General features: G+C 72.0%; 18 protein-coding genes. 12 read left to right on the forward strand and 6 right to left on the reverse strand.

The features are described 5' to 3' along the window. The first annotated feature begins 166 nt into the window (after positions 1 to 166). The 3 genes from selD (at position 167) to miaB (ending at position 3,594) form a co-directional block, all read left to right on the forward strand. A complete protein-coding gene (gene selD, locus ACNAVT_RS05335; RefSeq protein ID WP_416293359.1) occupies positions 167 to 1,156 on the forward strand; it encodes a selenide, water dikinase SelD in 990 nt (329 codons plus the stop codon). Positions 1,157 to 1,358: 202 nt separating this feature from the next. Continuing rightward, the gene (locus ACNAVT_RS05340) at positions 1,359 to 1,838 is read left to right on the forward strand and encodes a hypothetical protein (RefSeq protein ID WP_416293361.1); all 480 of its coding nucleotides are present in this window, start codon (positions 1,359 to 1,361) and stop codon (positions 1,836 to 1,838) included. Between the two features lie 184 nt (positions 1,839 to 2,022). Beyond that, a complete protein-coding gene (gene miaB, locus ACNAVT_RS05345; protein WP_416293363.1) occupies positions 2,023 to 3,594 on the forward strand; it encodes a tRNA (N6-isopentenyl adenosine(37)-C2)-methylthiotransferase MiaB in 1,572 nt (523 codons plus the stop codon). A 60-nt stretch (positions 3,595 to 3,654) separates the two neighbouring features. Here miaB and ACNAVT_RS05350 read toward each other — a convergent pair whose 3' ends face one another. Together ACNAVT_RS05350 and ACNAVT_RS05355 are read right to left on the reverse strand one after the other, a co-directional pair. Then, positions 3,655 to 5,280, reverse strand: coding sequence for a cellulase family glycosylhydrolase (locus ACNAVT_RS05350; RefSeq protein ID WP_416293365.1), 1,626 nt, complete (start codon positions 5,278 to 5,280; stop codon positions 3,655 to 3,657). A gap of 316 nt (positions 5,281 to 5,596) precedes the next feature. Beyond that, entirely contained in the window at positions 5,597 to 6,805 is a 1,209-nt protein-coding gene (locus ACNAVT_RS05355; RefSeq protein WP_416293367.1) for a DUF349 domain-containing protein, read from the reverse strand. A gap of 203 nt (positions 6,806 to 7,008) precedes the next feature. Here ACNAVT_RS05355 and ACNAVT_RS05360 point away from each other — a divergent pair, with 203 nt between their 5' ends. Genes ACNAVT_RS05360 through dapF form a run of 3 tightly spaced genes read left to right on the forward strand, consistent with a single transcriptional unit; the run spans position 7,009 to position 9,551 of the window. After that, complete coding sequence (locus ACNAVT_RS05360; protein ID WP_416293369.1) at positions 7,009 to 7,737, forward strand: hypothetical protein; 729 nt, start codon at positions 7,009 to 7,011, stop codon at positions 7,735 to 7,737. 49 nt (positions 7,738 to 7,786) lie between these two features. Continuing rightward, positions 7,787 to 8,698 carry a tRNA (adenosine(37)-N6)-dimethylallyltransferase MiaA gene (gene miaA / locus ACNAVT_RS05365; RefSeq protein ID WP_416293371.1) on the forward strand — a complete coding sequence of 304 codons (912 nt, stop codon included), beginning with the start codon at positions 7,787 to 7,789 and terminating at the stop codon, positions 8,696 to 8,698. A gap of 7 nt (positions 8,699 to 8,705) precedes the next feature. After that, positions 8,706 to 9,551: a diaminopimelate epimerase gene (dapF, locus tag ACNAVT_RS05370; protein WP_416293373.1), complete on the forward strand. Its 846-nt coding sequence runs from the start codon at positions 8,706 to 8,708 to the stop codon at positions 9,549 to 9,551. Positions 9,552 to 9,635: 84 nt separating this feature from the next. On the opposite strand, the gene ACNAVT_RS05375 is transcribed toward dapF, so the two are convergent. Continuing rightward, on the reverse strand, positions 9,636 to 11,108 hold the full coding sequence (locus tag ACNAVT_RS05375) for an NAD-dependent malic enzyme (protein ID WP_416293374.1): 1,473 nt from the start codon (positions 11,106 to 11,108) through the stop codon (positions 9,636 to 9,638). Between the two features lie 197 nt (positions 11,109 to 11,305). Here ACNAVT_RS05375 and hflX point away from each other — a divergent pair, with 197 nt between their 5' ends. Together hflX and ACNAVT_RS05385 are read left to right on the forward strand one after the other, a co-directional pair. Further along, positions 11,306 to 12,769 carry a GTPase HflX gene (hflX, locus tag ACNAVT_RS05380; protein ID WP_416293376.1) on the forward strand — a complete coding sequence of 488 codons (1,464 nt, stop codon included), beginning with the start codon at positions 11,306 to 11,308 and terminating at the stop codon, positions 12,767 to 12,769. 50 nt (positions 12,770 to 12,819) lie between these two features. After that, positions 12,820 to 14,400: a hypothetical protein gene (locus ACNAVT_RS05385; protein WP_416293378.1), complete on the forward strand. Its 1,581-nt coding sequence runs from the start codon at positions 12,820 to 12,822 to the stop codon at positions 14,398 to 14,400. 45 nt (positions 14,401 to 14,445) lie between these two features. Here the strand turns inward: ACNAVT_RS05385 and lexA are convergent, their stop codons facing one another. Continuing rightward, positions 14,446 to 15,231: a transcriptional repressor LexA gene (gene lexA / locus ACNAVT_RS05390; protein ID WP_416293380.1), complete on the reverse strand. Its 786-nt coding sequence runs from the start codon at positions 15,229 to 15,231 to the stop codon at positions 14,446 to 14,448. Positions 15,232 to 15,790: 559 nt separating this feature from the next. On the opposite strand from lexA, the gene nrdR reads away from it, so the two are divergent. The 4 genes from nrdR (at position 15,791) to ACNAVT_RS05410 (ending at position 21,206) form a co-directional block, all read left to right on the forward strand. Then, positions 15,791 to 16,285 (forward strand): transcriptional regulator NrdR, encoded by a 495-nt coding sequence (nrdR, locus tag ACNAVT_RS05395; RefSeq protein WP_416293382.1) that lies wholly within the window; start codon positions 15,791 to 15,793, stop codon positions 16,283 to 16,285. A gap of 65 nt (positions 16,286 to 16,350) precedes the next feature. Continuing rightward, complete coding sequence (locus ACNAVT_RS05400) at positions 16,351 to 19,224, forward strand: vitamin B12-dependent ribonucleotide reductase (protein WP_416293383.1); 2,874 nt, start codon at positions 16,351 to 16,353, stop codon at positions 19,222 to 19,224. A 318-nt stretch (positions 19,225 to 19,542) separates the two neighbouring features. After that, the gene (locus ACNAVT_RS05405) at positions 19,543 to 20,274 is read left to right on the forward strand and encodes a hypothetical protein (RefSeq protein ID WP_416293384.1); all 732 of its coding nucleotides are present in this window, start codon (positions 19,543 to 19,545) and stop codon (positions 20,272 to 20,274) included. Next, the gene (locus ACNAVT_RS05410; RefSeq protein WP_416293386.1) at positions 20,271 to 21,206 is read left to right on the forward strand and encodes a DUF2332 domain-containing protein; all 936 of its coding nucleotides are present in this window, start codon (positions 20,271 to 20,273) and stop codon (positions 21,204 to 21,206) included. Before ACNAVT_RS05405 ends, ACNAVT_RS05410 begins: the two co-directional genes overlap by 4 nt. A gap of 16 nt (positions 21,207 to 21,222) precedes the next feature. Here ACNAVT_RS05410 and ACNAVT_RS05415 read toward each other — a convergent pair whose 3' ends face one another. After that, the gene (locus tag ACNAVT_RS05415) at positions 21,223 to 22,407 is read right to left on the reverse strand and encodes an RNA polymerase sigma factor (RefSeq protein ID WP_416293583.1); all 1,185 of its coding nucleotides are present in this window, start codon (positions 22,405 to 22,407) and stop codon (positions 21,223 to 21,225) included. A 65-nt stretch (positions 22,408 to 22,472) separates the two neighbouring features. Then, entirely contained in the window at positions 22,473 to 22,814 is a 342-nt protein-coding gene (locus tag ACNAVT_RS05420) for a YciI family protein (RefSeq protein WP_416293387.1), read from the reverse strand. Between the last annotated feature and the right edge of the window lie 48 nt (positions 22,815 to 22,862).

Below are 22,862 nucleotides of genomic sequence, written 5' to 3' on the forward strand. Positions count from 1 at the left end.
GTCGACCCCCGGTTGGGCCACTCTAGGCGGGCGCATGTGGCAGAACGCAACTCGAATGGTCACGTTGCGGTAACACCGATTACCCGGCGCAGCCGGAGGTCCGATTTCCGTCACGGACCAGCCCGCATTAGCGGTCGACCGGGTGCTTTAGGGAGATCATGTGGGGATGACCGAGCTGCTCCGGCTGACCGATTACGCCCGTGGCGGCGGCTGCGCCTGCAAGATTCCCCCGGGTGAACTGGAGGCCATGGTCGCCGGGCTCGGCCCGGCGACCGGCGCCGCCGACCTCCTGGTCGGCCTCGAGCACGGCGACGACGCCGCGGTGGTCCGGCTGGACGAGCGGACCGGCCTGGTCAGCACCGCCGATTTCTTCACTCCGGTGGTGGACGACGCGTACGACTGGGGCCGGATCGCCGCCACCAACGCACTCTCCGACGTGTACGCCATGGGCGGCACCCCGCTCGTCGCGCTCAATCTGCTGTGCTGGCCCCGGGAGGTGCTCCCGTTGGAGCTGGCCCGGGAGGTGCTGCGCGGCGGCCAGGACGTGGCCCGGGAGGCCGGCTGCCACCTCGCCGGCGGGCACAGCGTGGACGACGACGGCCCGAAGTACGGGCTCGCCGTCACCGGAGTGGTCCGGCCGGAGGAGCTGATAACTCTGGACGCCGGCCGGGCCGGCCTGCCGCTGTCGCTGACCAAGCCACTCGGCGTCGGGGTGCTGAACACCCGGCACAAGCGGACCGGGGAGCGGTTCCCGGAGGCGGTCGCCGCGATGACCCGGCTCAACCGGAATGCGGCCCGGGCGGCCGTCGCCGCCGGCATCCGCTGCGGCACCGACGTCACCGGCTTCGGCCTGCTCGGGCACGCCACCAAGCTGGCCCGGGCCAGCCGGCTCACCGTCGCCGTCGACGCGGCCGCCGTGCCCTACCTGCCGGGCGCCCGGGAGGCGGTGCGCGACGGGTACGTCAGCGGCGGCACCCGCCGCAACCTGGACTGGGTGACCCCGTGGACCGACTTCGGTGGCGTCGACGAGGGGGAGCGGCTGCTGCTGGCCGACGCGCAGACCTCCGGCGGGCTGCTGGTCGCGGGCGAGGTGCCCGGTGGCACGGTGATCGGCGAGCTGCTGCCCGCCGGCGAGCACCTGGTCCGGGTCCGCTGATTTCCATGTCGCCGACGCGAGCGGGGCACCATACCCGATAAACTGTCATCTTCCCGCTACTTGCGGCAATCGCGCTGGCGGAAACTTTGCCCGGAATGGTCACAGACCGGTAACTTGCCCCCGGCTGAGGTCATATGCACCCCACCATCGTCAGTAAGGCCCGATCCGGAGGCCGGTGGGACGAGCACAGCGAGGAGGCGGCATGACCGAGCTGTGGAACTGGAGAATTGACGGTGCGGCGCCCGTGGAGGTCTACCCGGCGCTCGCCGAGGCGCTCGGCCGGGTGGTGATGCCCCTCGCCGCCGCCGACCCGGCCCGACTCCCCGCGTACGCGGTGATCTGCGACGTCTGGGAGGCGCCGGGGGTGTACGGCACCATGGTCGACTGCTACGGGGTGCCCGAGCAGCTACCCGAACTGCCCAGCATCGCGGCGCTGGCCAAGCTGCTGGACCGCAACTGCCTGATGCGCGACGACACCCTCGACGCCGGCCGGCACCTGCTGGTCGCCCCGGACGGCACGATCCGCCCCGTGCACTTCGACGTCGTCGAGACCGACGGGGGCGAGGTACTCAGCGACCAGCGGCTCTGCACCGTGGCTCACCCCGGCTGCCGGGGCTGGTCGCAGTGCCACCGCTCGCAGTGGGGCCCGGACTCGATCGCCCCGGCTCTCGCCGCCGCCTGACCGGATCTTCCCGGGAAGGGCGGCACGGCCACCACGGCGACGGTGGCCGGGGGTCAGGTCCGGGCCGCCGGCTGCTGGCCCGGACCACCAGCTCGTCGAGCAGGATCGCGGTGGCCGCCGCCACGCCGTCCACCGCCGCCTCGAACGCGGCCGACTGCCTCGGCCCGGATACGCTGTCCACGTCATGACTACCGCAGCCGCGGGCAGCCCGCGCACCTACCAGGTGCGCACGTACGGCTGCCAGATGAACGTGCACGACTCCGAGCGCATTTCCGGCCTGCTCGAACAGGCCGGGTACGTGCGTGCCGCCGAGGCCGACGAGCAACCCGACGTCGTGGTGTTCAACACCTGCGCCGTGCGGGAGAACGCCGACAACCGGCTCTACGGCAACCTGGGTCATCTGCGCCCGGTGAAGGACAAGCATCCCGGGATGCAGATCGCCGTCGGCGGCTGCCTGGCCCAGAAGGACCGCGGCGAGATCGTCCGCAAGGCCCCCTGGGTGGACGTGGTCTTCGGCACGCACAACATCGGCTCGCTGCCGGTGTTGCTGGAGCGGGCCCGGCACAACACCGCCGCCGAGGTGGAGATCCTCGAATCCCTCGAGGTGTTCCCCTCCACGCTGCCGACCCGGCGCGAGTCGACGTACGCCGGCTGGGTGTCGATCTCCGTCGGCTGCAACAACACCTGCACGTTCTGCATCGTGCCCTCCCTGCGCGGCAAGGAGAAGGACCGCCGCCCCGGCGACATCCTCTCCGAGGTGCGCGCCCTGGTCGACGAGGGCGTGCTGGAGGTGACCCTGCTCGGGCAGAACGTCAACTCCTACGGCGTGGAGTTCGGCGACCGGTACGCCTTCGGCAAGCTGCTGCGGGCGTGCGGTGACATCGAGGGCCTGGAGCGGGTCCGGTTCACCAGCCCGCACCCGAAGGACTTCACCGACGACGTGATCGCCGCGATGGCCGAGACGCCCAACGTCTGCCACTCGCTGCACATGCCGTTGCAGTCCGGCTCCGACGACGTGTTGCGCGCGATGCGCCGGTCGTACCGGTCCGAGAAATACCTCGGGATCATCGAGAAGGTCCGCGCGGCGATGCCCGACGCGGCGATCACCACGGACATCATCGTCGGTTTCCCCGGCGAGACCGACGCCGACTTCGAACGCACGCTCGACGTGGTCCGCGAGGCCCGGTTCGCCTCCGCGTTCACCTTCCAGTACTCCAAGCGCCCCGGCACCCCGGCCGCGACAATGGACGGCCAGCTGCCCAAGCAGGTCGTGCAGGAGCGGTACGACCGGCTGATCGCGTGCGTCGAGGAGATCACCTGGGCGGAGAACAAGAAGCTGGTCGGCGAGACCGTCGAGGTGCTGGTCGCGGTCGGCGAGGGGCGCAAGGACGAGCGCACCGGCCGGATGTCCGGCCGGGCCCGGGACGGCCGCCTCGTGCACTTCGCGACGGGCGCAGCCGGAGCGAACGGCCAGTACGGCGCGACGGGCGCAGCCGGAGCGAACGGCCAGCACGGCCAGGCCGGCAGCCTGGCCGGGCAGATTCGCCCCGGCGACATCGTGCACACCACCATCACGTACGCCGCCCCGCACCACCTCAACGCCGACGGGGATCCGCTGTCGCACCGGCGTACCCGGGCCGGCGACGCCGCCGAGGCGGGGCGCGCCGCGCGTACCCCCGGGGTGTTGCTGGGGCTGCCCACCATCGGCGCCCCCGCCGCGCCGCCCGCGCCGACCACCGGGTGCGCCGCCCGCTGACCGGCAAGCAGGGGCCTCTGGTCAACGCCAGGCGTTGACCAGAGGCCCCTGCCTGTCAGCTCAGCATGCGGCGCCGTTGAGCTTCACTGTGTCGGGCGCGGATGCCGCGCCGTTGGCGGTGAAGCCGATGGTGACCGAGGCGCCGGGCGCGAGGGACTTCGCCCAGTCGGGCGCGGCGGCGGTGACCGTGGTGCCGGACTGGGTGACGGTGGCGTTCCAGCCGCTGGCCACGGTCACCCCGGACGGCCAGGTCCAGGTCACCGACCACGGGTTCACCGTGCCGGTGCCGTTGTTCTTCACGGTCAGCTCCCCCTGGAAGCCGCCCTGCCACGCGTTGACCTGCTTGTAGCTGGCCGTGCAGCCGCCGGTCGGCGGCGGCGTGGTCGGGGAGGCGGTGGGCGATCCGGTCGGCGACGCCGTGGGCGAGCCGGTCGGCGACGGGCCGCCGCCGCCCACCGGCGCGATCAGGTACGGCTGCAGGATCGCCTGCTTGGCGGTGTTGATGTTCGTCCAGTCGTCCAGGGCGATGCCGCCGGTGTCACCCGAGTTCGGGTTCCATGACCAGTAGGTGAAGGACATCCCGTTCACCCCGGACCCGGTGTACGCCATCAGGTTCTGCAGCCAGATCTTGTCCTTCGGGTCCTGCAGCGTGGTGCCGAACTCGCCCATCATGATCGGCGCGATGTTCTGCTTGTAGAGGTAACCCCAGTACCTGTCCCAGATGCCCGGCATGTTCGCCGGGTACGTCGGGTCGTCGAACCAGGCCTGGTGGTAGACCGAGGTCGCGTACTCGTGCGGGGAGTAGACCAGCCGGTTGGCCACGTTCAGCCGGACCGGGAACTGCCCGGCCTTGGAGAGGTTGCCGCCCCACCAGCCGCAGTCCTCGTCGTTGCTGGGGTCGCCGTCCCAGATGTTCGACAGGCCGCCGCTGGGGCAGCTCACCCCCTCCACGAAGATCAGCCAGTTCGGCTGCACGGCGAGGATCGCGTTGCCGGCCCGCTCGGCGGCCAGCCGCCAGTCGCGGGCGGTGTCACCGCAGCCCCAGCAGGCGCCGGTGGCGGCCGGGTTGGTGCCCTCGGCGTGCGGCTCGTTGTGCAGGTCAGCGCCGATCACCGTGGTGTTGTTCGCGTACCGCTGGGCGAGCATCTTCCAGTCGTTGATCCAGGTGGCCTCGGAGACCGTCGAGGTGTACCAGAGCGGCGACTGCCCGGCCGAGGTGGGCCGGTGCCGGTCCAGGATGACCCGCATGCCCTTGCTGCCCGCGTAGTCGACGACCCGGTCGAGGATCTGCAACGGTGAGAGCCCGACCAGGTCCGGGTTGACGTAGTCGTTGATCCCGGTGGCCGTCGCGCCCGGCTTCAACGCGTCGTTCGAGTACGGGATGCGCAGCGTGTTGTAGCCCAGCCGGGCCATGGTGTCGAGCTGGCTGCGCCACGGGTTGCTCGACCACAGGCCGTGGAAGGTCCGGTTGTCGGTCTCCATGCCGAACCAGTTGATGCCGGTGAGCCGGACCGTGGCTCCCGTGCTGTCGACGATCTTGTTCCCGCTGGTGCGCAGGTAGCCGGTGCCGGTGCCACCGGTGGCGGCGACGGCCGGGGTGGTGCTGACGGCGGCGGCGACGAGGACGCTCGCCGCGGCGGTGGCGAGCGCGGCGAGCGCGCCGCCGAGGGCGGTGGGTCGGTGCATGTGCGAGCTCCACTTCGGATGCCCGCGCCGCTGCGGCGCCGCGGGCGGAAAGACCAAGGGAGACGGCCCACTCATCATCGAGTACGCGGACAGTGCGCGACGGGCCGTGTCACGTGGGCGGCCACTCGCGATGCGGCACCGGCGGCTGCGACGGCGGCACTCGCCGTCGGTGCCCTCGCGCCGGTGATCCGACCTGGCTCTGCCGACCATTCTGATCAGCCCACCTCGATGCGTCAACCAACCGTGCCCCGGGCTTCACGCCACAGGCAGAAGCCCCCGGTCCCGAGCGGGACCGGGGGCTTCGGTTGGGCTCAGCTCAGCTGGTCTGCTCGGCCAGCTGGAGGAACTGCCGCTTCGAGGCGAGCGCCTGCTCGGCCTCCTTGATCCGCCGGGTGTCACCGGCGGCCTGCGCCCGGGCCAGCCGCTCCTCGGCCTCGGCGACCTGCGCCCGCATCTGCGCGAGCAGCGGGTTGTCCTGAGGTGCGGTCCGCCGCCATGCCGAGTCCATGACCTCGCGGACCTTGTCGTCCACGACACGCATCCGGCGCTCCAGCCCGGCGGCGGCCTCCCGGGGCACCCGGCCGGCCTCGTGCCACTGCGCCTGGATCTCCCGCAGCTTCACCTGGGCGCCCTTCGGGTCGCCGTCGACGTCGAGGGCCTCCGCCTCGGCGAGCAGGGCCTGCTTGCGCTCCAGGTTGGCGCGCTGCTCGTTGTCCCGCGCCGAGAAGACCTCGCTGCGCCGGGTGAAGAACTCGTCCTGCGCCGCCCGGAACCGTTCCCAGAGCTTCTGCTCGGCCTCCTTGGACGCCCGCGGCGCGGCCTTCCACTGCGCCATGAGGTCCTTGAGCTGGCCGGCGGTGGCGCCCCAGTCGGTGGACTCCTTCAGCTTCTCGGCCTCGGCGACCAGCTCCTCCTTGACCGACTGCGCCTGCTTGCGCTGCTGGTCGAGGGAGGCGAAGTGGGCGCCCCGGCGCCGGGTGAAGCCGTCCCGGGCCGCGGCGAACCGCTTCCACAGCTCACCGTCGGTCTTCTTGTCGACCCCGCGGATGGTCTTCCACTCGTCGAGGATCTCCTTGAGCCGGTCCCCGGCGGTCTTCCACCCGGTCGACTCGGCGGCCAGCTTCTCCGCCTCGTCCACCAGGGCGGTCTTGCGGGCCAGGGCCTCGCCCCGGGCCGCGTCCCGGGCCGCCCTGGCCTCGCCGGCCTTCTCCTCGGCCACCGTTGCCAGCTTGTCCAGACGCGCGGCCAGCGTGTCGATGTCCCCGACGACGTGTGCCTCGGCCAGTGAGGCGCGGATCCGCCGGATCGTGGCCAGTGAGTGGCCCGCGTCCGCCGCGCCCGAGTTGAGCCGGGCCTCGGTCAGGTCCACCTCCGTCACCAGGTCGTCGAAACGCCGGGCGAAGTGGGCCAACCCCTCCTCCGGGGCTCCCGCCTGCCAGGATCCGACCACCCGCTCGCCCTCGGCGGTCTTGACGTAGACGGTGCCGTCCTCGTCCACCCGTCCGAAGGCAGTCCAGTCGCTCATGTGCCCATCCTCGTTCTCCCGGCGTCGACGGGATGGTCCCCTCGATCGCCGCCACGGCGCAGCAAAGTTACTTCCGGCATTGTCACAGGTCCGACCCGGTCCGTGTCGAGCGCCTGTCGTCGACCGTGACCATACGGTGTCGTAGGCCCTCGATGACCGGATCGGCGCGGGGACGCTCCGGGGCGTCCGGATAGGTTGGACGGGTGCCTCTGGTCGCCGCCGCCGTCTGCCCTCACCCGCCCCTGATCGTGCCCGAGTTGGCCGGCGCCGCCGCCGGTGAGCTGGACGATCTCCGCGCCGCCTGCGATGTCGCCGTCGCCCGGCTGCACGCCTCCGGCGCGCGCCGCATCGTGGTGGTGGGTGGCGGGGAGAGCACCGCCGATCTCGACTTCCCGTACCGGGGCAGCTTCGGGGCGTGGGGGCTGCCGCTGGAGGTTCAGCTCGGCCGGCTCCCGGACGGCGCGGTTGGCACCGACGGTCTCCCGCTGAGCCTGCTCGTCGGCGCCTGGCTGCTGCGGCGGGTACCGCCGGAGTCGGGCCCGATGACGTGGCGGATGGCGACCGTCGCGGCCGACGAACTGGCCGAGGAGTGCGCTGCCGGTGGGGCCCGGATCGGGGCTGACCAGCCGTGGGGACTGCTGGTGATGGGGGACGGGTCGGCCTGCCGGGGCGTCAGGGCGCCCGGCTACGACGACCCGCGCGCGCAGGCGTACGACGACGGGGTGGCCCGGGCCCTGGCCGACGCGGACGCCGAGGCCCTGCTCGGCCTGGACCCGGTGCTGTCGGCGGAGCTGAAGGTCGCCGGGCGGGCGCCCTGGCAGGTGCTGGCCGGCGCGGCCCGTGCGGCGGGCGGCGGCTGGCGCGGCGAGCTGCACCACTACTCGGCGCCCTACGGGGTGGCCTACTTCGTGGCGAACTGGGAGCGGGTGTGAGCGCGCGGCATGAGCTTGCGAGCCCCGCAGGCGCGAACGGGGAGCAGCGATGAGCGGCACGGTGGTGGCCGTGGTCGGGCCGACCGCGGCCGGGAAGTCGGCGCTGAGCATCGCCCTCGCGCACGCTCTCGACGCCGAGGTGGTCAACGCCGACTCGATGCAGCTCTACCAGGGCATGGACATCGGCACCGCCAAGCTGACCCCGGCCGAGCGGGAGGGTGTCCCGCACCACCTGCTCGACATCTGGGCGGTGACCGAGCCGGCCAGCGTCGCCGAGTACCAGAAGCTGGCCCGGGCGGCCGTCGACGACATCCTGGCCCGGGGAAGGGTGCCGCTGCTGGTCGGCGGCTCCGGCCTGTACGTGCGGGCGGTGCTGGAGCAGTTCGAGTTCCCCGGCACCGACCCGGCGGTGCGCCAGCGGCTGGAGGCGGAGCTGGCGGCGAACGGCCCCGCTCCGCTGTACGCCCGGCTCAGCGAGGCCGACCCGGCGGCGGCGGCCGGCATCCTGCCGACCAACGGGCGGCGGATCGTCCGGGCCCTGGAGGTGATCGAGCTGACCGGGGCGCCGTTCACCGCCGCGCTGCCCGAGCCGACCCCGTACTACCCGTCGGTGCAGCTCGGGGTGGATCTGGACACCGCGCTGCTGGACGAGCGGATCGCGTTGCGGGTGGACCGGATGTGGGCCGACGGCCTGGTCGCCGAGACGCAGACGCTGGTCGGCCGCGGCCTGCCGGAGGGCCGCACCGCCAGCCGGGCCCTCGGCTACCAGCAGGTGCTGCGCTTCCTGGCCGGGGAGCTGACCGAGGCCGAGGCCCACGAGGAGACGATCCGGGCCACCCGCCGGTTCGTCCGGCGGCAGCGCTCCTGGTTCCGGCGCGACCCGCGGATCCACTGGCTGGACTCGGCCTCGCCGGAGCTTGTCCCGGCTGCGCTGCGGGTGGTCGCCGACCATCAGGAATGATGGGGGCGTGGAGTTCACCAAGGGCCACGGCACCGGCAACGACTTCGTCATCCTGCCCGACCCGGACGGGGCGCTCGACCTGACGCCCGGGCTGGTCGCCGCGCTCTGTGACCGCCGGCGCGGCATCGGCGGGGACGGCGTGCTGCGCGTGGTACGCGCCGCCAAGCACCCGGACGGCGCCGCCCTGGCCGGTGAGGCCGAGTGGTTCATGGACTACTGGAACTCCGACGGTTCCTTCGCCGAGATGTGCGGCAACGGCGCCCGGGTCTTCGTTCGCTACCTGCTGGAGACAGGACTGGCCACCCCGTCCGGCGCGGCGCTGCCGGTGGCCACCCGGGCCGGCGTGGTCCGCGCGCTGATCGAGGGGGAGGCCATCGCCGTCGAGATGCGGCGTCCCCGGCTGTACGACACCGCCACCGCCGCCCTGGGCGGGCTGACCCTGACCGGCACGGCGGTGGACGTGGGCAATCCGCACCTGGTCTGTGCCCTGCCGTCCGGCCTGGACCTGGCGGCCCTCGACCTCACCCGGCCGCCCGACGTCGACCCGGCCGCCTTTCCCGCCGGGGTGAATGTCGAGTTCACCGCCCCCGGCGAGCCGGTGGCCGGCACCGACGGGCACGTGTCGATGCGGGTCCACGAGCGCGGCTCCGCCGAGACGCTCTCCTGCGGCACCGGCGCCTGCGCGGTCGGTGCGGTGGCGCTGCACGACGTCGGCCGGGACACCGGCACGGTCACGGTCGACGTACCGGGCGGTCGCCTCGTGGTCACCGTGGCCGAAGACTCCTGCTGGCTCTCCGGCCCCGCGGTCCTGGTCGCCACCGGCGAGGTCACTCTCCCCACCCTGCGCCCCTGACCCAGGCTGCCGACGTGCCGCCGTGGCCCGGAACCGTGGGCACGGCCCGGGCGATGCAGGCGGGGTTCGCCGGCGGTGGGCCGGTCAGGGGGTGGCGCTGGCCTCGGCGGCGATCTCGGGGAGGTCGGCCGGCCCCGGGTCGGCGGCCGGGGGCGGCGTGGCGCCCGGGTTGATCGCGGCGGCCCGCACCGCGGCCGCCACGGCCGGGGCGACCCGGGAGTCGAAGACGCTCGGCACGATCACCGTCGGGTTGATCTTGTCCTCGCCGACCACGTCCGCGATGGCCTGGGCCGCGGCGATCGCCATCTCCTCGGTGAACTCCTCGGCGTGCGCGTCGAGCATGCCCCGGAAGACGCCGGGGAAGGCGAGCACGTTGTTGATCTGGTTCGGCTGGTCGGAGCGGCCGGTGGCGACCACCGCGGCGTGCTTGCGCGCCTCCCGCGGGTCGACCTCCGGGTCCGGGTTGGCCAGCGCGAAGACGATCGCGTCCTTGGCCATGGTGGCGACGTCCTCGCCGGTGAGCAGGTTCGGCGCGCTCACCCCGATGAAGACGTCCGCGCCGCGGACCGCCCCGGCCAGGTCGCCGGAGTAGTTCTCCTTGTTGGTGTTCTCCGCCAGCCACTGCCAGGCCGGGTTGAGACCGGTCAGCCCGCGGTGCAGGGCGCCCTGCCGGTCGTACGCGATGATGTCGCCCACGCCCTGACGGAGCAGCAGCTTCATGATCGCGGTGCCGGCCGCGCCGGCGCCGGAGACGACCACCCGGACGTCCGCGAGCTGCTTGCCCACGACGCGCAGCGCGTTGGTCAGCGCCGCCAGCACGCAGATCGCGGTGCCGTGCTGGTCGTCGTGGAAGACCGGGATGTCCAGCGCCTCGCGCAGCCGGGCCTCGATCTCGAAGCAGCGCGGCGCGGCGATGTCCTCCAGGTTGATCCCGCCGTACGCGGGGGCGATCGCCTTGACGATGGCCACGATCTCGTCGGTGTCCTGGGTGTCCAGCACCACCGGCCAGGCGTCCACCCCGCCGAAGCGCTTGAACAGGGCCGCCTTGCCCTCCATCACCGGCAGCGACGCGGCCGGCCCGAGGTTGCCCAGGCCGAGCACGGCCGAGCCGTCGCTGACCACGGCGACCGTGTTGCGCTTGATGGTGAGCCGGCGAGCGTCGGCCGGGTTCTCGGCGATCGCCTGGCAGACCCGGGCCACCCCCGGGGTGTACGCGCGGGAGAGCTCGTCGCGCGTGCGCAGCGCCACCTTCGAGCTGACCTCGATCTTGCCACCGAGGTGCAGCAGGAACGTCCGGTCGGAGACCTTGCGGACGTCCACCCCCTCCAGCGCGGTCAGCGTCTTGACCACCTGGTCGGCGTGGCCGGCGTCGGCGGTGTCGCAGGTGAGGTCGACGATCACGTGGGCCGGGTCGGAGTCGACCACGTCGAGCGCGGTGACGATGGCGCCGGCCTCGCCCGCCGCGGTGGTCAACCGACCGATCGAGGAGGCGTCCGCGGGTACCGCGATCCGGATCGTGATTGAGAATCCGGCACTCGGCAGTCGGCTGATGGCCACGAAAAACCCCTCCGTCATTCCTGATCGGCTCGCCACGCATTTCTACTCGCCCGCCCGGGTCTGTCGGCATCCGCCCCCGCTACCAGTGGGTATGCCCACGGGCATATAGCAGGTGCGTCGAGCGTTGCCACATGTCAGGATTGCTCGTACGCGCCGGAAATCCCCCGGCGATGGATATAACGGACAGGAGACGCAGTTTGCGCGAGCAGGAGACCTTCCTTCCCTACGAGGACGACGAGCTCGACGCCACCACCGGCGAGTACGAGCTGTCGGAGCGGCAGGCGCTGCGGCGGGTCCCCGGCCTCTCCACCGAGCTCACCGACATCACCGAGGTCGAATACCGCCAGCTGCGGCTGGAGCGGGTCGTCCTGGTGGGCGTCTGGACCGAGGGGACCCAGGACGACGCCGACAACAGCCTCACCGAGCTGGCGGCGCTGGCCGAGACGGCCGGCTCGCAGGTGCTCGAAGGGCTGATCCAGCGGCGTAACCGCCCCGACCCGGCCACCTACATCGGTCGGGGCAAGGTCGACGACCTCGGTGCGGTGGTGCTCTCCACCGGCGCCGACACGGTGATCTGCGACGGTGAACTCTCCCCGTCCCAGCTTCGCAACCTGGAGCAGCGCACCAAGGTCAAGGTGGTCGACCGGACGGCGCTGATCCTCGACATCTTCGCCCAGCACGCCAAGAGCCGCGAAGGTAAGGCACAGGTCGAGCTGGCCCAGCTCGAATACCTGCTGCCGCGGCTGCGCGGTTGGGGTGAGACGCTCTCCCGGCAGACCGGTGGTAGCGGTCGCGGCGGTGGCGCCGGCGGTGGCGTGGGTCTGCGTGGTCCCGGTGAGACCAAGCTGGAGACCGACCGGCGCCGGATCCGGCACCGGATCGCCCGGCTGCGCCGGGAGATCAAGAGCATGACCACGGTACGCCAGACCAAGCGCGCCCGCCGCACCCGCAACGCGGTGCCCGCGGTGGCCATCGCCGGCTACACCAACGCCGGCAAGTCCAGCCTGCTCAACCGGCTCACCGGGGCGGGCGTGCTGGTGGAGAACGCGCTGTTCGCCACCCTGGACCCGACCACCCGCAGGGCCACCACCTCCGACGGCCGCCTCTACACCCTCTCCGACACGGTCGGCTTCGTGCGGCACCTGCCGCACCAGATCGTCGAGGCGTTCCGCTCGACCCTCGAGGAGGTCGCCGACGCCGACCTGGTGGTGCACGTGGTCGACGGCACCCACCCGGACCCGGAGGAGCAGGTCCGGGCGGTCCGCGAGGTGCTCGCCGAGGTGGGCGCCGACCGGCTGCCCGAACTGCTGGTGGTCAACAAGACCGACGCGGCCGACGAGGAGACGCTGCTGCGGCTCAAGCGACTCTGGCCCGAGGCGGTCCTGGTCTCCGCGCACAGCGGGCGAGGGATCGACGGGCTGCGCGAGGCGATCGAGCAGCGGCTGCCCCGCCCGGCGGTCGAGGTCCGCGCGGTGCTTCCGTACGACCGGGGGGACCTGGTGGCCCGGGTGCACCGGCAGGGCGAGGTGCTCAGCACCTCCCACCTGCCCGAGGGCACGCTGGTGCACGTACGGGTCGGCGAGGCACTTGCCGCGGAGTTGGCGCCGTATCGCGCCGGCGACCGGCTCACCAGCGAGGAGCGGGTCGGCGCCGGACGGTGAGCCGTCCGGCGTCACCCGCCGCAAACCCGAGTCGTGCAACACTTGGCGCCATGCGGCACGCTGTCTCCTCGGTCACGATCGCGCTGAGCCTCGTCGGCGCGGTCGTGGCGCCGGCCGGGATCGCCCTGGCGGCTCCCGCCGCGGCCCCCGTGCTGGCCGCGGCTCCCAAGAAGAAGTGCACCATCGAGGACAAGAAGCTCCGCGCGTTGTCCGGCCTCGTCGCCACCAAGTCCGGCTACGTGGTGATCAACGACGGCAGCGTCCAGGACAGCCAGAAGCGGGTGTTCTACCTCGACACCAAGTGCGAGATCTCGAAGGAGGTCCGCTACTCGGGCGCGGGGCCGTTCGACACCCAGGACCTGGCCCTCGGGCCGGGCGGCAGCACCCTCTGGATCGCCGACACCGGTGACAGCCCCTCCAGCAAGACCCGCCGGGAGCGGGTCGCCGTCTGGAACATGCCGCTGAGCGGCTCCAAACAGCCGGTGCTGCACCGGCTGTCGTACCCGGAGAACAAGCCGCACGACGCCGAGGCGCTGCTCATCGGCGACGACAACCTGCCGCTGATCATCACCAAGGACCCGTCCGGCAAGGCGGAGATCTTCAAGCCCGAGGCGAAGCTCAAGTCGGGCGACACCGAACCGGTGCCGATGACGAAGGTCGGCGAGGTCACCATCCCCAAGACCAACACCGAGAACAAGCTCGGCGCGCCCGGCCGGCTCACGGTCAGCGGCGCGTCCCGCTCGCCCGACGGCACCAAGGTGGTCCTGCGCACCTACGCGGACGCCTTCGAGTACGACGTGGCCGGCGGCGACATCGTCGGGGCGCTGACCACCGGAAAGCCGCGCGTCACGCCGCTCGCCGACCCGTTCGGCGAGGCCATCTCCTATACGCCGGACGGCAAGTCCTTCGTCACCGTCTCCGACGCCACGACCCTGGACGCCACCGACCCGGTCGACGTCCTCAGCTACACCCCGTCGGCCAAGGGGGTCGAGGCGCTGCCGAACGGCGGCAAGGACGTCGTGAAGCAGTCTGCTGCGGACAAGTCCTGGCTCGACGAGCTGAGCCTCAACCAGATCACGTACCTGATCGCAGCGGTCGGCGTGATCGGCGCGCTGCTGGTCGGCGCCGGGATCTTCGGCATCATGCGGGCCCGCCGCAAGCCGGCGCCGTCCGCAGAACCCGCTGACGCGCGGGAGCGCGGCGATGGGTTCCCGCAGAATGACGGGTCCGGCTCGCCGCACGGCGGCTCTCGGGGTGGCGGGGTTTACGGCGGCGCGCCGGCGAACGGCACCCCGGGGCGACCGGGCGCCGGCGGCGTGTACGGCGGTGGCCGTCCCCAGGACGGCGGCGGCCGCGGCGGTGTCTACGGCGGTGGCCAGCAGGGCGGCGTTTACGGCGGTGGCCAGCAGGGCCGCGGCGGCCAGCAGGGCGGTGGCGGCTACGGCGGTGGCCAGCAGGGCGGCGGCTACGGCGGCGGGCGCTCGCAGGGCGGTGTCTACGGCGGTGCGCCGCAGGGCGGCGGATACGGCGCCGAGCCGCCGCGCCGGGAGCCCGATCGCCGAGACCCGCGCGCCGGCCGCCGGGGCGACGGCGGCTACGGCGACCGGGAGTATCGGGGCGACCGCTACTGAGCACGACACCGGGTGACCGCCGGCCGGCGGTCACCCGGTCAGGTGTCAGATCCGGCGCAGCACGGCGACCACGCGACCCATGATGGTGGCGTCGTCGCCCGGGATCGGGTCGAAGGCCGGGTTCTGCGGCATGAGCCAGACGTGACCGTCGCGGCGCCGGTAGGTCTTCACCGTCGCCTCGCCGTCGAGCATGGCGGCCACGATGTCGCCGACCTCGGCCGTCGGCTGCTGCCGGACCACCACCCAGTCGCCGTCGCAGATGGCGGCGTCGAGCATCGAGTCGCCCTTGACCTGGAGCATGAAGACCTCGCCCTCACCCACCAGCTCGCGGGGGAGCGGGAAGATGTCCTCCACCGCCTGCTCGGCGAGGATCGGACCACCGGCGGCGATCCGGCCCAGCATCGGCACGTACGCCGGGGTGGGCCGCTGCGCGCGGGCCGCCTCGTCGTCGATCACGTCGCCGGGTGCGCGGACGTCCACCGCGCGCGGGCGGTTGGGGTCGCGGCGCAGGAAGCCCTTCTTCTCCAGCTCCTTGAGCTGGTAGGCGACGCTGGACGGGGAGACCAGGCCGACCGCCTCGCCGATCTCCCGCACGCTCGGCGGGTAGCCGTGGCGCTCCACCCAGGTGCGGATGAACTCCAGGATCCGCCGCTGCCGGGCGGTCAGGTCGACCGTCGTCGGGTCGGGGAAGCTGCTCACCACCGGAGTGACCGGACGCACAGCGGGCTGGGCCGCCCGGCTGCGCGTGGTGCGGGGGCGGCGGGTCGCCGGCGGACCCGCCCCGTCGATCGGCTGCGGGTTCTTCTGCCGGCTGGCCCGGTCCTCGGTCACGTCCGTCCTCCCTGGTCGGCGCTGGGTGCCTTGTCGGCTCGTGGTGCGTGCTCAGGTGGTGCTGCCGACCGGTCCGAGGCGAAACGCCGTGCCCGGTCGTTCTTGACCGTATAGGTGAGATCGGTCATTTTCAAACATCTGTACGACCTGATGTCGGCGTGTCGCGCGGAAATCCTGGATTTCCGAACGCCTGTTCTGCTAATACTACGTCGCTCTCGAACGCGTGTTCTATGACCGGAGGCGGATCGGGGGCCCGGTGGTAACCGTCCCGGGGTGTCGGCCGTTGGGCTTTCGGCGACCTGGGAGGGGTGGTGCGGGTGAGTGATTCTGATGACGCGCCGGACACGCCGGCCAACTTGACCTCGCTAGGGCGACGGCATACGGTCGACCCCTAGATGTAGTAGTCACATGGGCGTAAGTCGCCTACAGGTTGGGCTCGACTACCGAACGCACTCCCGTACGGTCAACCCGGCGTCGGCTATCTGACGATGGCGTCGTCGCGGTGACGCGTGCCCGGGAGCAGGTCGGTGCGCCCGCGGTTGGTCAAGGAGGTCAGGCGATGCGGTGTCCGTACTGCCGGCATGCCGACTCTCGTGTGGTCGACTCGCGGGAGGCCGACGACGGCCAGCTCATCCGGCGGCGGCGGGCCTGCCCGGAGTGCGGCAAGCGGTTCACCACCGTCGAGGAGGCGGTCCTCGCGGTGGTCAAGCGCAGTGGGGTGACCGAGCCGTTGAGCCGGACGAAGATCATCGGCGGGGTGCGCAAGGCGTGCCAGGGCCGGCCGGTCGACGACGACTCGATCGCGCTGTTGGCGCAGAAGGTCGAGGAGACCGTGCGGGCCAAGGGGGCCGCCGAGATCCCGAGCCACGAGGTCGGGCTGGCCATTCTGGGGCCGCTGCGTGACCTGGACGAGGTGGCCTACCTGCGGTTCGCGAGCGTCTACCGGTCCTTCGACTCGCTCGCCGACTTCGAGCGCGAGATCGAGACGCTGCGGGCCGCCGCGCGTGCCCGGGAGGGCGCCGAGGCGGCCGAGGCCGCCAGCCAGGCCGGCTGAGTTTCGGATTTCTGACAGTTGACGAGCGCGGTGGGTGAGACCGCGCAGACGAGGGGGCGGATGAGATGGCGGGGGAGAGCGTGACAACGAGCCGGGCCCGGACGAAGAGCGGGGCGGGCCTCAAGGTCGAGCGGGTGTGGACGACCGAGGGGGTGCACCCGTATGACGAGGTGACCTGGGAGCGCCGCGACGTCGTGATGACGAACTGGCGGGACGGCTCGATCAACTTCGAGCAGCGCGGGGTCGAGTTCCCCGACTCCTGGAGCGTCAACGCGGCCAACATCGTGACCACGAAGTACTTCCGGGGCGCGGTGGGGACCCCGGAGCGGGAGTGGTCGCTCAAGCAGCTGATCGACCGAGTGGTCGGCACCTACCGCAAGGCGGGTGAGGAGTACGGCTACTTCACCACCCCGGCCGACGCGGAGGTCTTCGCGCACGAGCTGACCTGGATGCTGCTGCACCAGGTGTTCAGCTTCAACTCGCCGGTCTGGTTCAACGTGGGTACGCCGTCGCCGCAGCAGGTCAGCGCCTGCTTCATCCTGGCCGTCGACGACTCGATGGACTCCATCCTCGACTGGTACAAGGAGGAGGGGCTGATCTTCCAGGGCGGCTCCGGCTCCGGCGCCAACCTGTCCCGGATCCGCTCCTCGAAGGAGCTGCTCTCCTCCGGTGGCACCGCCTCCGGCCCGGTCAGCTTCATGCGTGGCGCGGACGCCTCCGCCGGCACCATCAAGTCCGGTGGCGCCACCCGGCGCGCGGCCAAGATGGTCATCCTCGACGTGGACCACCCGGACATCGAGGAGTTCGTGCTCACCAAGGCGCGCGAGGAGGACAAGATCCGCGCGCTGCGGGACGCCGGCTTCGACATGGACCTGGGTGGCGCCGACATCGTCAGCGTGCAGTACCAGAACGCCAACAACTCGGTCCGGGTTTCCGACGAGTTCATGAGCGCGGTGGAGAACAGCGGCACTTTCGACCTGCGCGGCCGGCTCGACGGGCAGACCATCGAGACCGTTGACGCCAAGAAGCTCTTCCGGACCATCTCCCAGGCCGCCTGGGAGTGCGCCGACCCCGGCCTGCAGTACGACGACACCATCAACGACTGGCACACCTGCCCGGAGACCGGGCGGATCACCGCGTCGAACCCGTGCTCGGAGTACCTGCACCTGGACAACTCCTCGTGCAACCTGGCCTCGCTGAACCTGATGAAGTTCATGCGCGCCGACGGCGGCTTCGAGGTGGAGAAGTTCGTCAAGTCGGTCGAGTTCGTCATCACCGCGATGGACATCTCGATCTGCTTCGCCGACTTCCCGACCGAGAAGATCGGCGAGACCACCCGCGCCTACCGGCAGCTCGGCATCGGGTACGCCAACCTGGGTGCCCTGCTGATGGCCTCCGGCCTGCCCTACGACTCGGAGCAGGGCCGGGAGGTCGCGGCGGCGATCACCTCGCTGATGACCGGCACCGCGTACCGCCGTTCGGCCGAGCTGGCCGGCATCGTCGGCGCGTACGACGGCTACGCCCGCAACGCCGAGGCGCACAAGCGGGTCATGCGCAAGCACGCCGCAGCCAACGACGCGATCAAGCCGACCGGCACGGTGGCCACCGCCATCCAGCGCGAGGCGACCAAGCAGTGGACGCAGGGCAACAAGGTCGGTGACAAGTCCGGCTGGCGGAACGCGCAGGCCAGCGTGCTCGCCCCGACCGGCACCATCGGCCTGATGATGGACTGCGACACCACCGGTGTCGAGCCGGACCTGGCCCTGGTCAAGTTCAAGAAGCTGGTCGGCGGCGGCTCGATGCAGATCGTCAACCAGACCGTGCCGCGCGCCCTGCGCAGCCTCGGCTACCCCGAGGAGCAGGTCGAGGCGATCGTCGAGCACATCGCCGACCACGGCCACGTGGTCGACGCCCCCGGCCTCAAGCCGGAGCACTACCCGGTCTTCGACTGCGCCATGGGCGAGCGGTCCATCGCGCCGATGGGCCACGTCCGGATGATGGCGGCCGTCCAGCCGTTCATCTCCGGCGCCATCTCCAAGACGGTCAACATGCCGGAGCAGGCGACCGTCGAGGACGTCGAGAAGATCTACTTCGAGGGCTGGAAGCTCGGCCTGAAGGCGCTGGCGATCTACCGGGACAACTGCAAGGTCGGTCAGCCGCTGTCGGCCGCCAAGCCGAACAAGGCCACCGCCGAGACCTCGGCCGCCGAGGTGGAGAAGGTCGTCGAGAAGGTCGTCGAGTACCGGCCGGTGCGCAAGCGGCTGCCGAAGAAGCGCCCGTCGGAGACGATCTCCTTCTCGGTCGGCGGCGCCGAGGGCTACCTCACCGCCTCGTCGTACCCGGACGACGGCCTCGGCGAGGTCTTCCTCAAGATGTCGAAGCAGGGCTCCACCCTGGCCGGCGTGATGGACGCCTTCTCGGTGGCCATCTCCATCGGTCTCCAGTACGGCGTCCCGCTGGAGACGTACGTCAGCAAGTTCACCAACATGCGCTTCGAGCCGGCCGGCATGACCGACGACCCGGACGTGCGGATGGCGGCGTCGGTGATGGACTACATCTTCCGTCGCCTGGCCCTGGACTTCCTGCCGTACGAGCGCCGCGCGGAGCTGGGCATCTTCACTGCCAAGGAGCGGGCCGCCCAGCTCCAGGCGGAGGCGGAGGCGGAGGCGAACGGCGCGGACCTCGCCGCGATGGCCGCCTCCGCCCCGGTCGAGGTGCCCGCGCCGAAGACCGGCCCGGTCGCCCAGCCGGCGCAGGAGGTGGCGCAGGTGGCCGCCGTCAAGCCGGCGCCGTCGGTCGGCTCCAGCACCGAGCTGCTGGAGGCCGTGATCGGCAAGGCCGCGGACGCGCCGCTCTGCTTCACCTGCGGTACGAAGATGCGGCCGGCCGGTAGCTGCTACGTCTGCGAGGGCTGCGGCTCCACCAGCGGCTGCAGCTGACGTTTCACCGTCTCGCGGGCGCGGCAGGGATTCCTGCCGCGCCCGCGGCGTTTCTGCGGTGGGTGGCGGGCGCTGCGGCTCGCGGTGCTCACGGGCGCCAGGCAGCGTGGCCGATGGTGGTTGCTCGCTACGAACTTGATGACCCGGACGATTCAGCCGGGAGCCCCGTTGTTGCCCTCCGCGTCGATGAATCGTCTACGACATCAGCCCTGTAGTGCCTGAGGGAGAAGGCTCCCCGCACCCTCGTGCTGCCAGGCGCCCCTCGAGCTTGCGGACACCGGGGCAAATGGCGGTGTGGGAGGTTCATAGACTGGCGTCATGGTGATCCCGCCGCTGGTCGTCGAGGAGTTCGGCAGGGAACTCGCGGCGCTCGGCTGGGTCAGCGGACTTCTGGTCGCGGGATCGTTGGCGACGGGCGACTACCTTCCCCGCATCAGCGATCTTGATCTCGTCGCGCTGGTCGACGGCACGGTCGATGTGGCCCGGCAGGCCGCGCTCGCCGATCTGCACCGTCGACTCGACGGCGGTGCCGGCTCGGGCCTGCACCTCGGCTGCGTCTACGTCGACACCGGGTTGGCGCTCGACGTCCAGGTGCGGCATCCGACCTGGACCCACGGGCAGCTCGTCCAGCGCATCCTCTCCGGGATCACCCGGGCCGAGCTGGTGCGCCACGGGTACGCGATCTTCGGCCCCGCGCCCCGCGACGCCTTCCCGCCGATGAGCGCCGACGACGTACGGGCCGCTGCCCGCGCCGAAGTCACCGGCTACTGGGCCTGGGCCGCCCGGCGTCCGTGGCTGTGGTGGGATCCCGTCATCGCCGACCTCGGTCTCACGTCGATGGCCCGTGGCCGCTACGCGCTCGGCACCGGCGAACTGCTCACCAAGTCCGAAGCCATCCGGCAGGCCGACGCCCCTGCCTGGCTGATCGACCAGCTCGCCGCCCGACGCCGAGGGGAGAGTGTCTCCTCTCCCCGGCTCCGTACCGCCCTGATCGCCTGGCGCGATGCCCGCCGGACCGTGGCCCGGACACGGAAGGACTTTGAGCGATGACGATCGCAGCCAGCTATGCCAGGTTCGGCGCCCGCGAGGCGCACGGTGTGTCACCCGCGTACGAACGGCTGGCCCTGGCGGTGTCCCGCGATGACGAGCTGCTCGCTCTGCTGGAGACTCTCCCACCCGCCAAGCGGCAGCCGAACCTGCTGTTCGCCGTGGTCCGCCTCCTCGGTGGCCCGGTCGAGGATCCCGCCGCATTTCGCGCCTACACCCTGGCGAACTGGCCGGCGATCGAGGCGGAGATCCGGGCCAGGACAACCCAGACCAACGAGGCCGGCCGGTGCGCCGTCCTGCTGCCGGTGCTCGCCGCGCTGCCGCAGCCGCTCGCGCTGCTGGAGGTCGGAGCGTCCGCCGGCCTGTGCCTCTACCCCGACCGGTACGCCTACCGGTACGGCGAGCACGTGCTCGGCGCGGGGGAGCCGGTCCTCGACTGCGTGGCCACCGGAATGGCGCCGCCGACCCGCCGACCAGATGTGGTGTGGCGGGCCGGTCTGGACCTGAACCCGCTCGACGTGACCGACCCGGCCGACGCCGCGTGGTTGGACGCCCTCATCTGGCCCGAGCAAGAGCACCGCCGCGCCCGGTTGCGGGCTGCGGCGGCCGTCGCCGCGGCCGACCCGCCGCTGCTCATCCGCGGCGACCTGGTGGACGACCTGCCGGCGCTGGCCGCCCGCGCGCCGGCCGGCGCGACCCTCGTGGTGTTCCACACCTCGGTGCTGTACCAGGTGCCGGCGCCCCGGCGGGACGCGTTCGCCGAGGTGGTACGCGGCCTCCCCGGGCACTGGATCGCGAACGAGGCCCCGGACGTGCTGCGCCACGACGCGCTGCCGGAGCCGCCGAGCGGGGCACATCTCAACGTGCTCGCGTTGGACGGGAAGCCGCTCGCCTGGACCCGCGGGCACGGCCAGGCGATCAATTGGTTCGCCTAGCGCCGCCAGCGCTCGGCTAGCCCGGGGTGAGGTCGGCGAGGCGGGTGGTGAGGAAGGCGCGCTCGGCGTCGTTGTCGACCATGGTCAGCGCGGCCCGGTACGCGGTGGCCGCCTCCTCGTGGCGGTCGAGGCGGCGGAGGAGATCGGCGCGGATCGCCGGGAGGTAGTGGTAGCCGGCCAGGCGGGGGTCCTCCGCCAGCAGATCCACTTCCGCCAGGGCGGCTGCCGGGCCGTCGACCATCGAGACCGCCACGGCCCGGTTCAGCGCAACCACCGGCGAGGGCCAACGTTTCAGCAGCTCGTCGTAGAGGCGCACCACCTGGGGCCAGTCGGTCGCCGGGTAGCTGGATGCTACGGCGTGCAGCGAGGCGATGGCGGCCTGGAGGGCGTACCGGCCGACCCGGCCGGTGCGGAACGCGCCGAGGACCAACTCGTTGCCCTCGGCGATGGCCGCCCGGTCCCAGGCCGAACGATCCTGGTCCTCCAGCCGCAGCAGGCGACCGTCAAGATCGGTGCGGGTGGCCCGGCGGGCGTCGGTGAGCAGCAGCAACGCGAGCAGGCCCCGGACCTCCGGCTCGTCGGGCATCAGCGCCAGCAGCATCCGGGTCAGGTGCAGCGCCCGGCCGACCAGGTCGGCGCGGACCAGGTCGGCGCCGGTCGGCGCGGTGTGCCCGGCGGTGTAGAGCAGGTGGATGACGGTCAGCACCGCGTCCAGCCGTTCGGGCAGCTCGGCGGCCTCGGGCACCCGGTACGGGATCCGGGCCGCGGCGATCTTCTTCTTGGCCCGGGTGACCCGGGCGGCCATCGTCGGCTCGGAGACGAGGAACGCCCGGGCGATGTCGCCGGTGCTGACCCCGCACACCAGGCGCAGGGTCAGCGCCACCTGGGCCTCCCGGGCCAGCGCGGGGTGGCAGCAGGTGAAGACCAGCCGCAGCCGGTCGTCGGGCACCGAGTCCTCGTCGGGTTCGTCCGTCACGTCGACCTCCGCCGGTTCGACGAGCAGGGGCATCTTCGACCGGAACACCTTGTCCCGGCGCAGGACATCGAGGGCCTTGCGCTTCGCCGTGGCGGTCAGCCAGGCACCGGGCTTGTCGGGTACGCCGTCCCGCGCCCAGGCGGCCAGCGCGGCCAGGTACGCGTCCTGCACGCACTCCTCGGCCACGTCGAGGTCGCCGGCGACGCGCGCCGTCGCGGCGAGCACGAAGGCCCACTCGCGACGGTGCGCGTCCGCCACGGCGCGCTCGGCCGCGGCCGTGCCGCCGTCGGTCACTCGGCCGGCGGGACGAACAGCGGCCGGACCTCGACGCCGCCGTCGATGGTGGCCGGGTTCAGCTTGGCGATCTTCAGGGCCACGTCCAGGTCGGGCGCCTCCAGGACGAAGAACCCGGCGACGACCTCCTTGGCCTCGATGAACGGGCCATCGGTGACGAGGTCGCCGCGGATCGCGGTGGCCGTGGTGCTGGGCTGGAGCGCGAAACCCGTGACGATCTTCCCGCCCAGCTCCTCGACCTGGGCCGGGTACCGCTCGAGAAGCGCCAGGTAGTCGGGCGTGATCTCCATCGGGTCGGCCGGCGCCGGCGAGTAGATCAGGACTGCGTACTGGGTCATCGGATTCTCCTCGGGTTGTCGTTTCCCTCTACTGCCTCACCGACGGAC

This window comes from Micromonospora sp. SL4-19, assembly GCF_047921475.1.
Taxonomy (GTDB): Bacteria; Actinomycetota; Actinomycetes; order Mycobacteriales; family Micromonosporaceae; genus Micromonospora.

Coding starts and splice junctions, on each gene's coding strand:
- ACNAVT_RS05405 (WP_416293384.1), top strand. CDS start 19,543: ATGGTGATCCCGCCGCTGGTCGTCGAGGAGTTCGGCAGGGAACTCGCG.
- ACNAVT_RS05340 (WP_416293361.1), top strand. CDS start 1,359: ATGACCGAGCTGTGGAACTGGAGAATTGACGGTGCGGCGCCCGTGGAG.
- ACNAVT_RS05355 (WP_416293367.1), bottom strand. CDS start 6,805: ATGAGCGACTGGACTGCCTTCGGACGGGTGGACGAGGACGGCACCGTC.
- miaB (WP_416293363.1), top strand. CDS start 2,023: ATGACTACCGCAGCCGCGGGCAGCCCGCGCACCTACCAGGTGCGCACG.
- ACNAVT_RS05385 (WP_416293378.1), top strand. CDS start 12,820: ATGCGGCACGCTGTCTCCTCGGTCACGATCGCGCTGAGCCTCGTCGGC.
- miaA (WP_416293371.1), top strand. CDS start 7,787: ATGAGCGGCACGGTGGTGGCCGTGGTCGGGCCGACCGCGGCCGGGAAG.
- selD (WP_416293359.1), top strand. CDS start 167: ATGACCGAGCTGCTCCGGCTGACCGATTACGCCCGTGGCGGCGGCTGC.
- ACNAVT_RS05350 (WP_416293365.1), bottom strand. CDS start 5,280: ATGCACCGACCCACCGCCCTCGGCGGCGCGCTCGCCGCGCTCGCCACC.
- ACNAVT_RS05410 (WP_416293386.1), top strand. CDS start 20,271: ATGACGATCGCAGCCAGCTATGCCAGGTTCGGCGCCCGCGAGGCGCAC.
- ACNAVT_RS05420 (WP_416293387.1), bottom strand. CDS start 22,814: ATGACCCAGTACGCAGTCCTGATCTACTCGCCGGCGCCGGCCGACCCG.
- nrdR (WP_416293382.1), top strand. CDS start 15,791: ATGCGGTGTCCGTACTGCCGGCATGCCGACTCTCGTGTGGTCGACTCG.
- ACNAVT_RS05400 (WP_416293383.1), top strand. CDS start 16,351: ATGGCGGGGGAGAGCGTGACAACGAGCCGGGCCCGGACGAAGAGCGGG.